We start from the raw sequence: 17350 nt of genomic DNA, 5'->3' as shown, positions 1-17350 counted from the left end.
AATCGAACAGATATTTCATGACTATTGTCATCAAGAATTTGTGCGGGCCGCATCGAGCGGACCCGGCAGCGAAGGCGGCCGGGTCTTGACCTGTCAGATGGCCCCGTCGACGATGACCATGGGTCTACCCTGCGAGCAGGGCTCGATACGGGCATCGATGCGATAGATATCGCGCAGCATCTCCGGGGTTATAACCGCCTCCGTGCTACCGCTCACCACCATTTCACCACGCGCGATAACCATCGTATTTGCGCAATAACGAAGCGCATGGTTGAGGTCATGCAGGGCGATCAGCACGATCATGCCGGTCTTCTGCGCCAGATCCGTGACGAAACCCAGAACCTCGATCTGCCGATGAAGATCGAGCGCAGACGTCGGCTCGTCCATCAGCAGCACTTCCGGCTTGCGCGCCAGCGCCTGCGCCAGCGAAACAAGCTGCCGCTGACCGCCAGACAATTCGCCAAGCCCGCGGAAAGCAAGGTCATGGATTTTCAGCGCCTTGAGAATGGCGTCGATCTCGAAAAGCTCATCGTCATGGACCCGCCAGCCGCCGCCCTGCTTGGCGGAAAGAAGCACGGATTCATAGACGGTCAGCACGGCGTTGGCGCCGGTATCCTGCGGCATGTAGCAGATGGCGCGGTTACCGCGGGCCGTATCGGAGAGCTCGACCAGTCCGGGACCGGAAATCAGGCTGGCGATGCGCTTGAAAAGCGTGGACTTGCCGGCGGCATTCGGGCCGATCACGGCCGTCACACTGCCGCTTTCCAGCGTATCGATGCCGACCTTGGAGAGAACCGTGATGCGCCCATAGGCGGCGCCGACATCTTTCAGTGCGAGCGCTACCATGCGCGCCTCCTGTTGCCGAAAATAAGCGCGAAGAAGAACGGAACGCCGACGAGCGCCGTGATGACGCCGATCGGCAGAATAGCGCCGGGAATGAGAATCTTGCTGATGACCGAGGTTGCCGACAGAAGCAGCGCACCGCAGATCACCGAGCCGGGCAGGAAGAAACGCTGGTCCTCACCCACCACCATGCGGGCGATGTGCGGACCGACCAGCCCGACGAAACCGATTGTGCCGACAAAGGAAACCGGAATGGCCGCCAGCAGGCTGACCGTCAGCATGGTCGTCAACCGCAGCCGCCGGACATTGATGCCCATGCTGGCCGCCTTGTCATCGCCGAGCCTCAGCGCCGTCAGCGCCCAGGCATTGCGCATGAACAGCGGCACGGTGACGAGGAGGATGGCGGCGGTGATATAGACCTTGTCCCAGGTCGCCTTCGTCAGGCTGCCCATGGTCCAAAAAACCACGGCGGCAAGCGCCTGTTCGGAGGCCAGATATTCGAGCAGCGACAGCGCCGCATTGAAGGTGAACACCAGCGCGATGCCGAGCAGCACGATGGTTTCGACCGTCACCCCGCGAAGCGTCGAGGCGAAATGGATGAAGAGAGCCGCGACCATGGCCATGATGAAGGCGTTGATCGGCACCATGTAATGCACGGCGCCCGGAAAGATCGCCACGCCGCCAACCAGCGCCAGCGCCGCACCGAAACTTGCCGCCGCCGAAATGCCGAGCGTAAAGGGGCTGGCGAGCGGGTTCGACAGGATGGTCTGCATCTGCGCACCCGCGACCGAAAGCGACGCTCCGACGGTCACCGCCATCAGCGCGATCGGCATGCGAATATCCCAGATCACCACCCGAAGCTGGTTTCCGACGGCGGCCGGATCGGCAATCGTCGCCAGAACCTCGGAGAGCGTATAGCGTGCCGGACCGAGCGCCATGTCGGCGGCCATGCTGAAACACAGCGCGATAAAAAGCCCGAAGAGGATGATTATCCTGCGCGCGGCAAGGGCGCGATATTGATCACGCCCACTGATGCCAACCGCGCTTTCATTCAGCGAACTCATTGGTTCAAACCTTTTTCGAGCGAGGCGAAATAGCCCGGCTTATAGGTGACGGGCAGGAATTTGCGGTGAAACTCCTCAAAATTCTTTTCCGGATCGAGATCGGCGAAGAGATCGGGATGGAACCACTTGGCGAATTGCTGGATCGGGAAGAATTCGTAGGGCGCGCCATAGAACTGGTGCCAGACGGCATGGACATTGCCTTGCTTCACGGCCTTCAGTTCCGGAAACGGCGTGCGCTTCATCAGGTTAGCCAGTCGCTCACGGGAGAGAGCCATATCCGCCCCGCGTCCGACAGGAACGAACTGGTTGATGTCGGATTCGGCGGCCCAGTTGGAGCCGGTGACGATGACGTGGTCCGGATCGGCAACGACGAGCTGTTCGGGATTGAGGTCGCCGAAGGTCGTCTTGATGATGCCGTCGGCAATGTTGTGGCCACCGGCAAGATCGACCATCGCGCCGAAATTGACCGGTCCGAAAGTGCGGCAGCAATTGTTTTCGCCGGAAATGCCGGGGGCGCGTTCAATGAAGACGTTCGGGCGCTTCAGGTCCTTGACGCTGGCGAGCCGGTCGGTCACGCGGGCGATTTCGGCACGGCGATAGGCGATGAATTCCTTCGCCCGCTCTTCGGCGCCGAAGAGTTTGCCGAGAATTTCGACCGAGGCTTCGCTGTTCTTTTCAGGATCGATGCGGAAATCGAGATAGATGATCTTGATGCCGGCGGCGGCGGCCTTTTCTTCGAAACCGCTCTCCTTGGCGGATTTCTCCGCTTCCAGATTGAGGGTGATCACATCGGGCGAAAGGGTGATGGCCGTTTCCAGGCTGAAATCGCCCTGCGGCACATAACCGAAGCGCGGCAGTTTCTCGATCTGCGGAAAACGCTCGACATAGGCGGCGTAGCTGTCGGGATCCTTCTTGAGAAGATCGTCACGCCAGCCGACGATGGTGTCGAAGGTCTTGTCGCCCTTGAGCGCGGCAATGACATGCACCTGGCGCGCCTCACCGACGATGACGCGTCTGGCCGGGAGGTCCAGCTCGACTTTGCGACCGGTGACATCGGTAATCTCGGCCGCCAGAACCGGCACGGCGAGAAGGGAGAAAGCCAGCACCGCAAGATGCCTGAGAGCGTTGAGCCGCATGAGAAGTCCTCATTGAGTTCCAAAACAAAGCGATAAAGCCGCATGGCTGCGGCTTTATCCATCGGTCGGACGGCGCTCCCTTCACCGTCCCTTTATTACCTGGCGTCCTTCAGCGAAACGAAGTAGCCGGGCTTGTAATCGAGCGGCAGGAAGCGGGCATGCAGTTCCTTGAAGGTCGCCTCCGGGTCGAGGTCCTTGAAGAGGTCCGGATGCAGCCACTTGGCGATTTCCTGAACGGCCACGAACTGATAGGGATTGTTATAAAACTGATGCCAGATGGCGTGGACATTACCGTCCTTCACCGCCTGTACGCCGGTGAAAGCCGGGCGCTTGGTCAGGTTTTCAAGCTTGCGATGGGCTTCCTTCAGATCCGCGCCATAACCGACGCCGACCCAGTTACCGCCCGGAACATAACCGTTCCAGTTGCCGCCGGTGATGATGATCTGCTCCGGGTTGGAGGCAATGATCTGTTCCGGATTGACGGTGCCGAAAGTGCCGGGAATGATGTCCTTGGCCATGTTGACGCCGCCGGCAAGCTCCACCATCTTGCCGAAATTCTCGTTGCCGAAGGACATGCAGCAATCGTCGGAGTAACCGCCGGCGCGCTCCATGAACACGACAGGCTTCTTCGGATTGGCCTTTTCGAGCGTATCGGTGACCTTGGCAATGGAGTCGGCGCGGAACTTGATGAAGTCCTCGGCGATCTTTTCCTTGCCCGTCAGCTGGCCCATGAGGCGCATGCTCGGCTCGGTGTTTTCCATCGGCTTTTCACGGAAATCGACGTAGACCAGCGGAATGCCGACCTTGGCGAGCTTTTCGATATAACCCGCTTCTTCGGTCGCCGTCTTGGCGTCGATATTCATCAGGATCACGTCAGGCTTCAGGGCGACAGCCTGCTCTATGTCGAAAGTGCCGTCCTTCATGCCACCGAAAGTCGGCAGCTTGGCGATCTCCGGATACTTGGCGAGATAGGCCGCATAGGTTTCCGGGTCGGCCTTCGCCAGATCGTCGCGCCAGCCAACCACGTGCTGGAAAGGGTTTTCCTTGTCGAGTGCAGCCAGGAAATAAATCTGGCGACCTTCACCGAGGATGACGTGCGATACCGGCACATTCACCTCGACATCGCGGCCCGTCACATCCTTGACGGTGACCTTTTCGGCGAATGCCGGCCATGCGGCGGATACGAGAAGGCCAAGGGCAAGTGCCGCAGATTTGGCTGAGATGCGCATCGGATATTGCTCTCCAGTGTTGACTGGCGCGGCTGTATTATTTTCTGACTGTACTAGTCAACATTTATGTTTTAGAGCCATTCTTAACTGACCGGTACATGAGTTGAAGACCGATGATCGACACAATCCAATATGGCAAAAACGACAGTCTGAGAGACGAAATCAAATCCTATTGGTCCGGCCGCGCCGCGACTTTCGACCTTTCTCCCGGACATGAAATTTTCTCCGAAGACGAGCGCGAGGCCTGGCACGCGCTTATCCTGAAACATCTCGGCCACGGAGAGGGCCGCAAGGCGCTCGATCTTGCCAGCGGCACCGGTGTCATCTCGCACCTGATGGACGATCTCGGTTTTCAGGTCACCGGCATGGACTGGTCGGAAACCATGCTGGCGCTTGCCCGTGAAAAAGCGAAAAGCCGTGGCCGCAGCATCCGCTTTTTCGTCGGCGATGCCGAAAACACGATGGAGCCGGATGAAAGCGCCGACGTCATCATCACCCGTCATCTGGTCTGGACGCTGGTGGACCCGCAGGCAAGCTTTGCCGAATGGTTCCGCGTTCTGAAACCCGGCGGACGGCTTCTGATCGTCGACGGCGATTTCGTGAATACCGGCTGGCGCGAAAAGCTGGTGAAGAAACTGGCGGCCGGCCTCGAAAGCATCGGCCTCGTCAAGCCGGACCAGCCGCACAAGCCGGCGGACCCGGAAAACACCTTCAACAGCATTCTTTCCCGCGTTTATTTTTCGAAGGGCGCAAGGGCCGGCGATGTCGCGGCGCTGTTGCGTGCGACCGGCTTCGAACCTGTCGCAATCGATCAGGAGCTTCAGGCCATTCACCGTGCCCAGGCGAAAAACTTCAGCCTGCTGAAAGGTATTCTGCGCGGGCTGCAGCATCGTTATGCCGTGTGCGCGGTGAAGCCGGGAGACAACTCCGTAACCCCGGACTAGATCCGGGGTCCAGTGCGATCAAGTCCTTGATCGCAAAAGACTCTTCCCGCGGCGGAGACGCGCCGTGGCTGGATGCCGGATCAAGTCCGGCATGACGGATGAGAGCTCGGTGCAGCTTCATTTTTCCGCCTGCTCGAAGAGGTCCTCGAACCTTGGCTTTGCCCGGCCGGGCACGTCCACCGTCCGGTAGCTCTGCGGCAGGGTCGCCTCGCCGACCTTGATCAGCATGACCATGCCCATGCCGTAATGCGGCGAGCATTTGATGCCGTAAAAGCCCGGCTTTTCAAAGCCGGTCTCGAATTCGTCATTGATCCGGCTTTTGAAACCTTCGACACCTTCCGGGATCATGCCATCGATGGTCGCGGCATTGTGGCTCTTGTGGGTGGGCACGAAGCGTACGTGGTCGCCGGGCGCTATTTCGAGAAAATCCGGGTCGAATACCATCGGGCCTTTTTCGCCCCGGTTCAGCATTTTCACCTCGAAGGTCTCGGCTGAAGCCTGAAGCGGAAAGCCCGTGAACGCCACGGCAATTACGGCAGCGGCGCAAAACAGTCCGGACTTTGCAGGGGCGTTTGCGAGTGTCAGCAGTTTCATCATCGTGCCAGTACTTTCCTTGGATGCTCGGCCCGCCCGTGGGCCGGCAGAAAACGAATATGGGAAAAGCCGCCCTCATCCGTGGTGACGACACATTCCACCCCGAAGACGGCGGCTATTCTCGCCGGTGTCAGAACCTCCCGTGGCGGACCGACCGCGATCATCTCGCCCCGGTGCATGATGGCGACGCGGTCGCAGAACATGGCGGCGTGATTGAGATCGTGCAGCGCCGCCACGACGGTTAGGCCCTGCCGGCGCACCAGATCGAGCAGGCCGATCTGGTGGCCGATGTCGAGGTGATTGGTTGGTTCGTCCAGAAGCAGGATATGCGGCTCCTGCGTCAATGCGCGGGCGATATGCAGGCGCTGGCGTTCGCCGCCGGAAAGATGGTGCCAGTTGCGCTCCGACTTGTCGGCCATGTCGACATTGGCAAGTGCTGCATCAACAATGGCGTCGTCCTGCTGCGACCAGGCGGAAAGCGGCCCGAGATAGGGTGTGCGCCCAAGCTCCACCGCCTGTCGTGCGGTGATGCGTTCGGTGGTTTCGGCCTGCTGTTCCACGAAAGCGAGTCGACGGGCAAGGTCTCGCCGTCCCAATGAGGCAAGCGGCTCATCCCCGAGCGCAACGTGGCCTCGCCGTGGTTTGCGAATGCCTGCCAGCATGGAAAGCAGCGTGCTTTTGCCGGAACCGTTCGGTCCGATGACGCCAAGAAACTCACCGGAACCGACATCGAGTGAAACGCCGCGCACGATGTCGATATTGCCGGCGTGAAAATGCAGGTCGTGGGCGGATAATTTCATGAACGCCCCCTCTTCTGCCCGAGGATGAAAGCAAAGGCGGGCGCGCCGACGAGCGCGGTGATGACACCGATGGGCAGCACCTGCCCGGGAATGACAATGCGCGAGAGAATATCCGCGACGATCATGAAAACCGCGCCGGTCAGCGCCGTTACCGGCAGCAATATGCCATGGCGAACCCCGACGAAGATGCGCGCGGCATGCGGAATGACGAGGCCCACGAAGCCGATGGAGCCGACCAGCGACACCATCGCAGCCGTCATGATCGCCGAAACGGAGATCAGCACCGCATAGACCCAGCGCACCGGAATGCCGAGCGAGGCAGCAGCCTGACCGCCAAAGGCGAAGGCATCGAGCGCCCGGGCATACCAGAGACACACCGCAAGTCCCGCAAGGCTGACCGGAAGCGCCAGCCAGACATCCGGCCAGCGCACCCCCGAGAGGTTGCCCAGCAGCCAGAACATGATGCCGCGCGCCTGTTCCGCATTGGCGGATTTGGTGACGATGAAAGAGGTCATGGCATTAAACAGCTGCGACCCGGCCACCCCCGCCAGAATGATGGCGCTGTTGCCGTGTCCCGCCCGCACCGCCAGAAGGCTGACCAGCGAAAACGCGACGAAAGCACCGATAAGCGCACCGGCCGGCATCGTCAGGAACCCCGCTCCGAAGCCAAGCAGCGCGACAGCGACGGCACCGGTGGAGGCGCCGGCGGAAATGCCGAGAATATAAGGATCGGCAAGCGGATTGCGCAAAAGCGATTGCAGCACCGCCCCGGCCAGCGCCAAAGAAGCGCCACAACAGGCGGCGACGACCGCGCGGCTGAGACGGTAACTCCAGACGATGCCCTCATCCAGCGGTTCCAGCGGATAGGCCGCATGGAAGACGCGGTTGGCGATTGTTTTCGCCACGACGTCAAAAGGAATGGCGGTCTCGCCGATGGCCGCCCCGGCCATCAGCGCGACGAGCAGCAGGGCGAGCGCGGCAAAAGCCAGCCCTGCCCTGCCAAGATGGATGGAAAGGCCGTTCACTTGGCGAGGCCGGCAGCCGAAATCGCCTCGGCCAGCGTTTCGATGCCTTCAATGGTGCGAATGGTCGGGTTCATCGCCTGCGCATCCATCTCGAACACATGTCCTTCCTTGACGGCGGGCATGATGCTGGCCACGGGATCGGTGGCGAGGAACTTCAATTTAACGGCCACATCGTCAGCCGGGAAACGGCGGCGATCCATCTTGCCGGCGACGATGATTGACGGATTTGCCTTGGCGATGGTTTCCCAGCCGACCGTCGGCCATTCTTCATCGCTTTCGATGACGTTCTTTAAGCCCAGCGCGGACATGATGTAGCCGGGGGCGCCATTGCGGCCGGCCACATAAGGATCGATATCCAGCTCGGCGCTGGAGAACCAGAAGACGGCAGAAAGCTTGCCATTTGCCGAGGCGATCTTGGCGCGGGCGGCTTCCTCACGCTTCTTCAGGTCGGCAACGACCTCTTCACCGCGATCCTGCACGTTGAAGATTTTGGCGAGATCGCGGATTTCCTGGTAGATCAGATCCATGGTGAAGACGGTGTTGCGCACGCCGTCGCCGCCGCCGGAATTGTCCTTGCCCATGCAATCGGCGGGCGAGGTATAAACGGGAACGCCAAGCTCGGCGAATTGCGCCGGTGTTCCGACAACGCCTTCCGGGCCGATCTGCCACTGGAACTGCGTCGTCACGAGGTCCGGCTTCTTGCCGATGACCGCCTCGAAGCTCGGATCATTGTCAGCCAGCCGCTCGACCCTGGCATTGGCCTCCTCGTAGCCCTTCAGAACCGGACCGATCCACAGCGCCGTGCCAACCACTTTGTCGGCGAGGCCAAGAAGATAAAGAACCTCGGTCGTGCTCTGGCCGACGGACACGGTGCGGGCGGGTGCCTGCTTGAAGGTGATCTCCTGACCGCAGCTGTTGATCGTCAGGGGATAGGTGGTTTCGGCAGCATTGGCGGCGGCGACAGGCAAAACCGCAAGCGCAACGGCCAGAAAACCGGCATGGACCGGCAGGCGTCTAGAATGAAACATGTGTTCTCCAGTCGAAAGTAAATCTTATTCCAGAGCAGCAGGCGTCAGAACGCGCAGCAACAGCGGGACGTCTTGTACGGAGAACGGCAATAGGACGCAAACGAAATGTTATGAAATAACATTACAATCTCCTCTTCCGGGCTTCCCCGCCCGTAACGATGGTTTATATTTCGACGGCAGGTCTCCTGGCTCACGGATTTGCGTCACTCATCTGCCTTCCCGCATTCCGGAGAATACAGTGGCATGACGCCTTGAAGCGCCACGGGGATGAACGACAATCCGCTTACAGTTGCGGGGGCAGCCACGGCATTGGGCGAAAAAGATCGCCCGCACCATGTTCCCTATTAATCCCTTCGCCTTTCGGCTGCAGGAACCGTCGCTTTCTCACATAAGGGGCAAGAGGCGGGGCGTCAATTGCGATAGTGCCGCACCTCAGCACAAAGACGGGCCTGCCAGGGCGAAAATCTTTGCGGAGCCGGAGCCTGCCGGTTGCGGCGCGCCTTTCGACATGGCGGTGAGTGTTTCGATCACCACCAGCCCGGATTGCGCCAGGAACTCGGTCAGAAGACCGCTATCCCGCACGGCATCGAGACGGACAAGCTGATCGTCGAGATCGGAAAAATGTCGCCTGACCAGCGCAATCGCATCCGCCTCGTCACCGGCGACGACCGGACCGACAATATGGCCCCGGCCCGCTGCACGCCGCAATGCAAAGGCGGCAAGACGATCGGCCTCGAACAGGCCATAACCCGTATTTTCCCGGAGAAGGCGTTGCAGGACGCCCCGGCGCGAAACACCGAAAGCCGCCCGATCCAGATCCGCCACGGCGGACAAATGATCCTCGGACAGCGGCTCTATTCTCTGTTTTCTTCCAAGCGTCGGCATCTCGGCAGGGCAGCGCGCCTTGCCGCGCAGGAGATGTACTTTTTCCGTATCTCCGGCAAAACCCAGCCGCGCGAAAAGCCGTCGCGAGGCTTCCGTGGCGTTCAACCGCAGGGCGTCAGGGTAACCCGCAATGAGTTGGCCCACCAGCCATGGTGCAACGCCCCGCCCCTGCAAACGGGGGGAAACGATGACCATGCCAACCGTCGCGAAACCCTCATCATAAGGAAACAGCATTGCCGTTGCGACAACGCGATCGATTTCGTCAAGCGCGGCAAGCCCGACGCCGCACTGCCGCAGGAAACGCCATTCGTTCGCGTGATATCGCCATCCGACAGCCATGGACAAAGCATGCAGATGATCGGCCTCTACATCGGCGATATCCACTGTCCGCAACTCGAAACTATCGACTTTGAGCAGCTCCATGACAAACGGCTCTCATTCCCTCCGGCGCGGAACCTTGATTCCGGCAGCCCAGCTCACGACATCCAAAGATAACCAGCCTCGTCAGCAGGAATTTTCCGAAAGCGCTGGAAGGACACAACAATCTACTGAAATCACCCGTATTTCAGCAGATAAACGCCGCAGGCCGCTCTAAGCTTTTCGGCGTTGAAGCGACGGAGACAGCCATGAACGCAATCGACATTCTGGAGCGTCTTGTCGGCTTCCCGTCGGTGGTCGGAACCGCCAATGGCGACATTGCCGGATGGATCGCCGATTATCTGGAAAGCCACGGCGCGAAAGTATCGCTGCTTGCCGGCCCGGAGGGCGACCGCGCCAATCTCTTCGCCAGCTTCGGCCCGACCGATGCCAGCGGATACATCCTGTCCGGCCATATGGATGTGGTGCCTGCCGGTGAGCCGGAATGGTCCTCCGATCCCTTCACGTTAAGAGCCGAAGGCGAGCGTCTCTACGGACGCGGAACCACCGACATGAAAGGGTTTCTGGCCACGGTTCTCGCCGCAGCACCGGCATTTTCACGCATGGCGCTGAAGCGGCCGGTTCACATCGCCTTTTCCTATGACGAGGAGGCGGGCTGCCGCGGCGTTCCGCATCTCATTGCCCGATTGCCGGAACTATGCGCAAAACCGGCGGGCGCGATCATCGGCGAACCGAGCAATCTGCGCGCCGTGCGCGCCCACAAGGGCAAGGCCGCCGCACGCATCACAATTCGCGGCCGCTCCGGCCATTCCTCGCGGCCGGATCAGGGCGTGAACGCCATTCATCTGATGACCGGCATCATGGCAAAGGCGGTCGAGACAGCACAGGCTCTCACCGAGGGGCCTTTCGAAGCGACGTTCGAGCCGCCCTATTCCTCCCTCCAGATCGGCACGGTGAAAGGCGGACAGGCGATCAATATCATCCCCGATCTCTGCGCCATCGAACTGGAAGCGCGGGCGATTGCTGGCGTGTCGCCGGTCGCCCTGCTTCAGCCGGTGCGCGACGGCGTAGAAGCGCTCGCCGCCAGGGGCATCGACATAGAATGGACGCCGATGAGCGATTATCCGGCGCTGTCCCTTGCCGCCGATGCACCGCTCGTAAAGCTTCTGGAAGAATTGACCGACGCGCCCTGCATCGCCGCCGTCAGCTATGGCACGGAGGCCGGGCTTTTTCAGGCGGCCGGCATTGACGCCATCATCTGCGGCCCGGGCGATATCGGCCGCGCCCACAAGCCGGACGAATTCATAACGGCCGGCGAACTGTCGGCCTGCCAGTCAATGCTGGAAACACTGGCGAGCCGCTGCACGGTTTAAACCTTCGGAACCACGGATTTCAGATGACTTTCTTCTTCAATTCCGACGCGAAGCGCGGCGAGATTTTCCGGCAGGCTCTGGCCCGCGACCTGCCGGAACTGCCCTTTTCGATGGATGCCGAAAGCGTCGATCCGGATGCGGTTCGATACCTCATCACCTGGACCGTGCCGGAGGATATCGGCCGTTACCGCAATCTCGAAATCCTGTTTTCCATCGGTGCGGGCGTCGATCAATTTCACATCGATGCCGTCCCTGCGCATGTAAAAGTCGTGCGCATGGTGGATGAAGGCATCATCCGCATGATGCAGGAATATGTAAGCCTCGGCGTGCTGGCGCTTCACCGCAACCTGCCGGTCTATTTGAAGCAGCAGCGCCAGCAACTCTGGAAGGCCCTGCCGCAGCGTCAGGCGGAAGAGTGCCGGGTGGGCGTTCTCGGCCTCGGCATGCTGGGCGTTGCGGCGCTGGAACGGCTGAAACCCTTCGGTTTTCCGCTTTCCGGCTGGAGCCGTTCACCGCGCGAGATCGATGGCGTGACCTGCCATCATGGCGAAGCCGGATTATCCACGACGCTTTCGACCAGCGATATTCTCGTTTGCCTGCTGCCGCTGACCGAGGAAACGACGGGACTTCTGAATGGCGAACGTCTGGCGCTGCTTCCCGACGGTGCGGGGCTGGTTCACGCCGGGCGTGGCAAACAGCTCGACCACGACGCCCTCATCGATGCGCTGGACAGCGGCAGGCTTTCGGGCGCGGTGATTGACGTCACCGATCCGGAACCGCTGCTGGAAAACCATCCCTTCTGGACGCATCCGAAAATTCTCCTGACGCCGCACATCGCCAGCGTCACCCAGCCGCATTCGGCAGCACGCACCGTTGTCGAAAACATCAAACGATACCAGTCCGGCCTCGAGCCGCTCGGCCTCGTCGACCGCAATCGCGGATATTGATCATCCCGTTCCAGGAAAGGACACCCATGCCGCTTCTCAAGACCATCGACACGCACCCCGCCTTCGAACCGAAAGCCTCCAAGGCCCTACCGGAACGCCTCATCTCCGGCGATCCGTCCTTCAAGACCTGGCCGCTGGACGAAGCCCGCAACGGCACCGTCCACACCGGCATCTGGGAAGCGACGCCGGGCGAAAGCCGTTCGATCAAGGGGGAAACCTTCGAATTCTGCCATATTCTCGAAGGCGTCATCGAAATCACGCCGGAAGGCGGCGCACCGCTGCGTTATACGGCAGGCGACAGTTTCGTCATGAAGCCGGGCTTCGTCGGGGTATGGAAAACCATTGAAACCGTCCGCAAGATCTATGTTACGGTGAACGGATGAACTGGGAACCGACCATTTTCGAAATCACCCGCGACGGCTATGTGCTGAGCACCGATCCGGCACGGGTGGATTTCGATCTGGTCCATGGTTTTCTCGCCCGCGATTCCTACTGGGCGCAGGGAATGACCGCCGACCGGCTGAAGCGGGCGCTTTCGCATTCGCTGCCGGTCGGCGTCTACGCCCCCGACGGCTCCATGGCCGCCTTCGCCCGTCTGGTGACGGATTATGCCATTTTCGGCTATCTGCGCGATGTCTTCACGGTGGAGGATCATCGCGGTCGCGGCCTTGCGTCCTGGATCGCCACCGAGATACGCAAACACCCGGAGCTTTCGACGGTATCGAGCTGGATGCTGGCGACCCGCGACGCCCATGGCGTTTACGAAAAGGCCGGTTATCGCGCAGCACCGCATCCCGAATATTACATGACGGTGCCGAAACCCGGCGAGGGTTGAATAACGCTCCCCAAGCGCCACCCCGGCCATCCTCATAACCTGGGGCTATGACCCTTACCCCATAAATGCTTGGCCCTTTTCCGGTCCCGATGACAGCATCGTCCGCACTGGAAAAGGAGACGAAAGAGATGGGATATCGCATTGGCGTCGATGTTGGCGGGTCGTTCACGGATTTTGCCGTGTTCGACGATGGGACCGGCTCGCTTTCCACCCTGAAGGTGTTTTCCCGCCCCGATGCGCCCGGAGAAGAAATCCTTCTCGCGCTGGACACGCTGAAAAAGCGCGACGGCATCGAAGCGAAGGACGTTTCCTATTTCACCCATGGCACCACCGTCGGCGTCAACACCGTCATCCAGCGCAACGGCCAGAACGTCGCGCTGTTCACCACCGAAAACTTCGAGGACGTGCTGGGCGTCGCACGCCTGAAAATTCCGCAGATCCACAATCTCTATTCCGTGCGGCCGGAACCGCTCATCCCGCGCGAACGGGTTTTCGGCATAGCCGAGCGCATGCTGGCGACCGGCGAGGTAAAGCTCGCCCCGAACGAGGAGAATGTGGCGCAGGCCGTCGCCGGCGCCCTTGCAGCCGGTTGCGACGGTATCGTGCTCGCCTTCCTGCATTCCTACCGCAATCCCGAAAACGAACGGGCCGTAAAGGCGATGATCGAACGCATCGCGCCGCAATTGCCGGTGGTCTCCTCTGCCGAGACATGGCCGATCATCCGGGAATATGAGCGCACCGTCACCGCCGTCATCAGCGGTTATGTCCAGCCGCGCGTCGCACATTACCTCGACCGTTTCGAAACGGTGCTGCGCAGGCAAGGCATTGCCTGCCCGTTGCTCATCACCAAGACCAATGGCGGCGTCATGGGCATTGATCAGGCGCGGCGGGAATGTGTGCAGATGATCCTGTCGGGCACCGCCTCCGGCGTCATCGGAGCGGGCTATCTGGCAAAGGCCAGCGGCTTTGACCGGGTGATGAGCCTCGACATCGGCGGCACCAGCGCCGATGTGGCCGTTATCCTTGATGGCGAGGCCCAATATGGGGTCGGCGAGCTGATCGGCGATTTCCAGATTCACGTCCCTTCCGTTTCCGTCAGCTCTGTTGGCCAGGGCGGTGGCTCGGTCGCATGGGTGGATAGCCTCGGCCTGTTGCAGGTAGGGCCGGAAAGTGCCGGTTCGACGCCGGGGCCAGCCTGTTACGGACGCGGCGGCGACCGCGCGACGATCACGGATGCCATGGCAGCCGCCAATCTCATCGGCCATATGCCGCTCGGTTATGGCGCGGTGACCGTCGATCACGCTGCATCGCGCGCCGCGCTCTCGCCGCTCGCCGAAAAACTCGGCCTTTCCGTCGAAGCGCTCGCCGGCAATATCGTTGATATCGCCGTCTCCGGCATGTATGCGGAGGTGAACGCCCTCACCTCCCGCTTCGCCATCGACCCGCGCGAATTTCACCTCTTCGCTTTCGGCGGCGCCGGCGCGATGCTCGCCTGTTTCCTCGCCCGCGAACTGGACATGAAGGGTGTGGTGGTGCCGCCCACCCCGGGCGTCGTTTCCGCGCTCGGGGGCCTGATTGCCGATCTGAAGAACGATTTCATCCGCACCACCTATTGCGATGTGAACGACAGGGAGGCCTCCGATCTCGCCCCCCTTCTCGCCGAAATGCAGGAAACCGGCCGCAACTGGCTGAAGGAACAGGGTTTTAACGGCGATTGCGAGATGCGGCTTTCCGCCGACATGCGCTATCGCGGCCAATCCTACGAAATCGAAACCACGCTCCAGCCAGAATGGCTGGGCAGCAGCGGCGACGCCGGCGCGATCAACAGGGCATTTCACGAAGAACATGCCCGCCTCTATGGTCATTCCGATGAACGGGCGGCCGTGCAGATGGTCAATCTCAGGCTCGTCGTCTCCGGGAAAACACCGAAGCCGCCGCTTCGCGAGACAGGCGTGGCCACCAGCCCCGCAACACCGCGCTTTCACACGAAAGGCTGGTTTGGCGGCATGGAACACGACATGGCGATCTATCACCGTGACGATCTGGCGAGCGGTCACGATTTCGACGGCCCCGCCATCGTCCTTCAGGACGATACCACCACCGTCGTGCCGCCCGGCTTTTCGGCCCATGTGGATCGTTTCGGCAATCTCGTCATTACCAAGCGGGAGTTTTGACCCATGACCATCGATCGCCGCAATCTCAAGGTACTCGCCAATTTCTGCTCGGCTGCCGCCGATGCCATGGCCTTTACGCTGATGCGCACCGCCCATTCCGCCTTCGTCAAGGAAACCGAGGATTTTTCCTGCCAAGTGGTGACGCGCGAGGGGCTGGCCTTCGCCAATCCCCGGCAATTCGGTGCGCCCTGGTATAGCGGCATCGATTACGCGCCGCTGCTTTCCATGTTCGATGAGTATGAAGATGGCGATATCTGCATCACCAACGATCCCTATAGCGGTTTCGTCGCCACCCACTCTCCGGATATTCACATCTGGAAACCGGTCTTCCATGAGGGCAAAATTGCCTGTTTCGTGGTCGGGCACATCCACAATACCGATGTCGGCGGCGCGGTTCCCGCCTCATTGTCCCGCTCGCTTTCCGAAATCGAGCAGGAAGGCCTGCGCATCCCGCCGGTAAAGCTCGTTCGCAAAGGCAGGCTCGATCCCTTCATCATCGACATGATGAAGGCCAATGTCCGCATGCCAGAACAGAATATCGGCGATCTCCACGCCCAGATCGCCTCCGTCAATATCGGCGAACGCAAGATGCAGGAGATCGTCGCCCGTTTCGGCTTTGACGATTTTCTGGACGGTGTGCGCCAGATTTTCGACTATGCGGAAGAGCAGACCCGGCAAATCCTCACCCGGGTGCCCGATGGCGACTATTTCTTTGCCGATTATGCCGACGAGGATTCCGTCGGCGGCCGGCCATGCCGCGTGGCGCTGACGCTGAAAATCCGCGGCGGCGAAGCCATCCTCGATTATACCGGCAGCGACCCGCAACTCGGCTCGTCGCTGAACATGCCGACCGGCGGCCGCGAGCGGCATTCACTCGTCATGGTCGGCCTGACCTATGTGCTTTATACGCTCGACAACAGCCTGCTCCTGAATGCTGGCACGCTGCGCCCGGCGCGGGCCGTGCTGCCGGAAGGCACGATCGTCAATTGCCAGCGCCCGGCCGCCGTCGGCATGCGTTCGCTGACCTGCGCCATGACCCAGATCGTCACCATCGGCGCTTTTGCAAAGGCGCTGCCGGAGCTTATTCCCGCCGCCTCACCCGGCGGAAACGCCATCATGAACATCAAGACCAGCGACAGGAACGGCCGCCCGGTCATGGCCTCCATCGGCCCGGTCGGCGGCGGCGGCGGCGGCACGCCCTTCTGCGACGGCAGCGACGGCGCGGGCGGCGCCACCGGTTTTCTGCGCAACACGCCGATTGAAATCAGCGAAGCGGAAGTACCGATCCTCTTCCGCCGCTATGGGCTGCAACGCGACACCGGCGGGGCGGGGCGTTTTCGCGGCGGGCTTTCGGCTGTCATGGAGTTTGAAATATCGTCGCCGGAAACGGTGGTCACGGCCCGCAACCGCAACCGTTCGGTTATGGCGAGCTGGGGTGTCAATGGCGCAGGTCCGGGGCTGATTTCCCGCTTCCTCCGCAATCCCGATACCGAGGGCGAAATCTCGCTCGGCAATACCGATATCGTCCATTGCGGCCCCGGCGATGTCATTCGAGTCGTCGGGCCGGGAGCCGGCGGTTATGGCGACCCCTTCACCCGCCCGCCGCAGGCCGTGCTGCGCGATGTGCGGCGTGGTGCGGTCTCGGCAGAAAATGCTGCAAGACACTATGGGGTGGCGCTCATCGGCGATGAAATCGATGAAGAGGCAACGGCTGCCCTGCGCGCCGCGCCGCGTCGGAAGACGGACGATATCATCAGCTACGGACCGGAGCGGCTCGCCTTCGAGGCGGTCTGGACCCGGGAACGTTATGATCTTCTGACGCAATTCCTGCAAAAATCGCCGGTGGGATGGCGCTTCTTCCTGAAACACCGGGTGTTTGAAGCGGTCGAAAACGAGGGCGATGATCCCCGCCCCCTTGGCGAGCGGATGGACGGGATTTTCGACCGTATAAGCGCCCGCTACGGCGTTTGACCTGCGGCATATACCGGCCGCCGAAGATTGCGCTGTCTGCCGGTGGCAAAACAGGATTTTCATTCACCGCCCGCGCCGCAGTCGGTCGATGCTGCTTGCCATCAGGGATTAGCGTTGGGGCATA

General features: G+C 61.0%; 16 protein-coding genes and 1 riboswitch. Of the genes, 7 read left to right on the top strand and 9 right to left on the bottom strand.

The features are described 5' to 3' along the window. Positions 1–93: 93 nt before the first annotated feature. The 4 genes from EM858_RS02955 to EM858_RS02940 form a co-directional block, all read right to left on the bottom strand. Positions 94–846, bottom strand: a complete 753-nt coding sequence (locus tag EM858_RS02955) for an ABC transporter ATP-binding protein (protein ID WP_003524635.1) — start codon at positions 844–846, stop codon at positions 94–96. Continuing rightward, the gene (locus EM858_RS02950) at positions 840–1907 is read right to left on the bottom strand and encodes an iron ABC transporter permease (protein ID WP_020813248.1); all 1068 of its coding nucleotides are present in this window, start codon (positions 1905–1907) and stop codon (positions 840–842) included. Before EM858_RS02950 ends, EM858_RS02955 begins: the two co-directional genes overlap by 7 nt. Beyond that, the gene (locus EM858_RS02945) at positions 1904–3043 is read right to left on the bottom strand and encodes an ABC transporter substrate-binding protein (RefSeq protein WP_080854511.1); all 1140 of its coding nucleotides are present in this window, start codon (positions 3041–3043) and stop codon (positions 1904–1906) included. Before EM858_RS02945 ends, EM858_RS02950 begins: the two co-directional genes overlap by 4 nt. Before the next feature lie 95 nt (positions 3044–3138). Then, positions 3139–4272 carry an ABC transporter substrate-binding protein gene (locus EM858_RS02940; protein ID WP_127755756.1) on the bottom strand — a complete coding sequence of 378 codons (1134 nt, stop codon included), beginning with the start codon at positions 4270–4272 and terminating at the stop codon, positions 3139–3141. 113 nt (positions 4273–4385) lie between these two features. Between EM858_RS02940 and EM858_RS02935 the strand changes: the two genes are divergently transcribed. Next, positions 4386–5216, top strand: coding sequence for a class I SAM-dependent methyltransferase (locus tag EM858_RS02935; RefSeq protein ID WP_080819197.1), 831 nt, complete (start codon positions 4386–4388; stop codon positions 5214–5216). A gap of 117 nt (positions 5217–5333) precedes the next feature. Here EM858_RS02935 and EM858_RS02930 read toward each other — a convergent pair whose 3' ends face one another. From EM858_RS02930 to EM858_RS02910, 5 genes are all read right to left on the bottom strand, one after another. Next, positions 5334–5813 (bottom strand): pseudoazurin, encoded by a 480-nt coding sequence (locus tag EM858_RS02930; protein ID WP_127755755.1) that lies wholly within the window; start codon positions 5811–5813, stop codon positions 5334–5336. Beyond that, positions 5810–6610 carry an ABC transporter ATP-binding protein gene (locus tag EM858_RS02925; protein ID WP_127755754.1) on the bottom strand — a complete coding sequence of 267 codons (801 nt, stop codon included), beginning with the start codon at positions 6608–6610 and terminating at the stop codon, positions 5810–5812. Before EM858_RS02925 ends, EM858_RS02930 begins: the two co-directional genes overlap by 4 nt. Then, a complete protein-coding gene (locus EM858_RS02920) occupies positions 6607–7635 on the bottom strand; it encodes an iron ABC transporter permease (RefSeq protein ID WP_065657203.1) in 1029 nt (342 codons plus the stop codon). The genes EM858_RS02925 and EM858_RS02920 overlap by 4 nt, the downstream gene beginning before the upstream one ends. Further along, on the bottom strand, positions 7632–8663 hold the full coding sequence (locus EM858_RS02915; RefSeq protein ID WP_127755753.1) for an ABC transporter substrate-binding protein: 1032 nt from the start codon (positions 8661–8663) through the stop codon (positions 7632–7634). Before EM858_RS02915 ends, EM858_RS02920 begins: the two co-directional genes overlap by 4 nt. A 157-nt stretch (positions 8664–8820) precedes the next feature. Next, positions 8821–9056, bottom strand: a riboswitch (cobalamin riboswitch). A 39-nt stretch (positions 9057–9095) separates the two neighbouring features. Further along, positions 9096–9971 (bottom strand): GNAT family N-acetyltransferase, encoded by an 876-nt coding sequence (locus EM858_RS02910; protein WP_127755752.1) that lies wholly within the window; start codon positions 9969–9971, stop codon positions 9096–9098. 203 nt (positions 9972–10174) lie between these two features. Here EM858_RS02910 and argE point away from each other — a divergent pair, with 203 nt between their 5' ends. The 6 genes from argE (at position 10175) to EM858_RS02880 (ending at position 17226) form a co-directional block, all read left to right on the top strand. Next, positions 10175–11299 (top strand): acetylornithine deacetylase, encoded by a 1125-nt coding sequence (gene argE / locus EM858_RS02905; RefSeq protein ID WP_127755751.1) that lies wholly within the window; start codon positions 10175–10177, stop codon positions 11297–11299. Positions 11300–11322: 23 nt separating this feature from the next. After that, entirely contained in the window at positions 11323–12246 is a 924-nt protein-coding gene (locus EM858_RS02900) for a glyoxylate/hydroxypyruvate reductase A (RefSeq protein WP_127755750.1), read from the top strand. Between the two features lie 26 nt (positions 12247–12272). Beyond that, a complete protein-coding gene (locus EM858_RS02895; RefSeq protein WP_003524651.1) occupies positions 12273–12629 on the top strand; it encodes a cupin domain-containing protein in 357 nt (118 codons plus the stop codon). Beyond that, positions 12626–13081, top strand: a complete 456-nt coding sequence (locus EM858_RS02890) for a GNAT family N-acetyltransferase (protein ID WP_127755749.1) — start codon at positions 12626–12628, stop codon at positions 13079–13081. The genes EM858_RS02895 and EM858_RS02890 overlap by 4 nt, the downstream gene beginning before the upstream one ends. 128 nt (positions 13082–13209) lie before the next feature. Then, positions 13210–15255 carry a hydantoinase/oxoprolinase family protein gene (locus tag EM858_RS02885; protein WP_127755748.1) on the top strand — a complete coding sequence of 682 codons (2046 nt, stop codon included), beginning with the start codon at positions 13210–13212 and terminating at the stop codon, positions 15253–15255. A 3-nt stretch (positions 15256–15258) separates the two neighbouring features. After that, positions 15259–17226 carry a hydantoinase B/oxoprolinase family protein gene (locus EM858_RS02880; RefSeq protein WP_127755747.1) on the top strand — a complete coding sequence of 656 codons (1968 nt, stop codon included), beginning with the start codon at positions 15259–15261 and terminating at the stop codon, positions 17224–17226. Positions 17227–17350 lie beyond the last annotated feature (124 nt).

The sequence above is a fragment of the Agrobacterium sp. CNPSo 2736 genome, assembly GCF_004005385.1.
In the GTDB taxonomy this organism is placed as follows: Bacteria; Pseudomonadota; Alphaproteobacteria; order Rhizobiales; family Rhizobiaceae; genus Agrobacterium; species Agrobacterium leguminum.
Note: the sequence above shows the minus strand (reverse complement) of the source record. Positions and strands in the feature narration are given on the sequence as shown.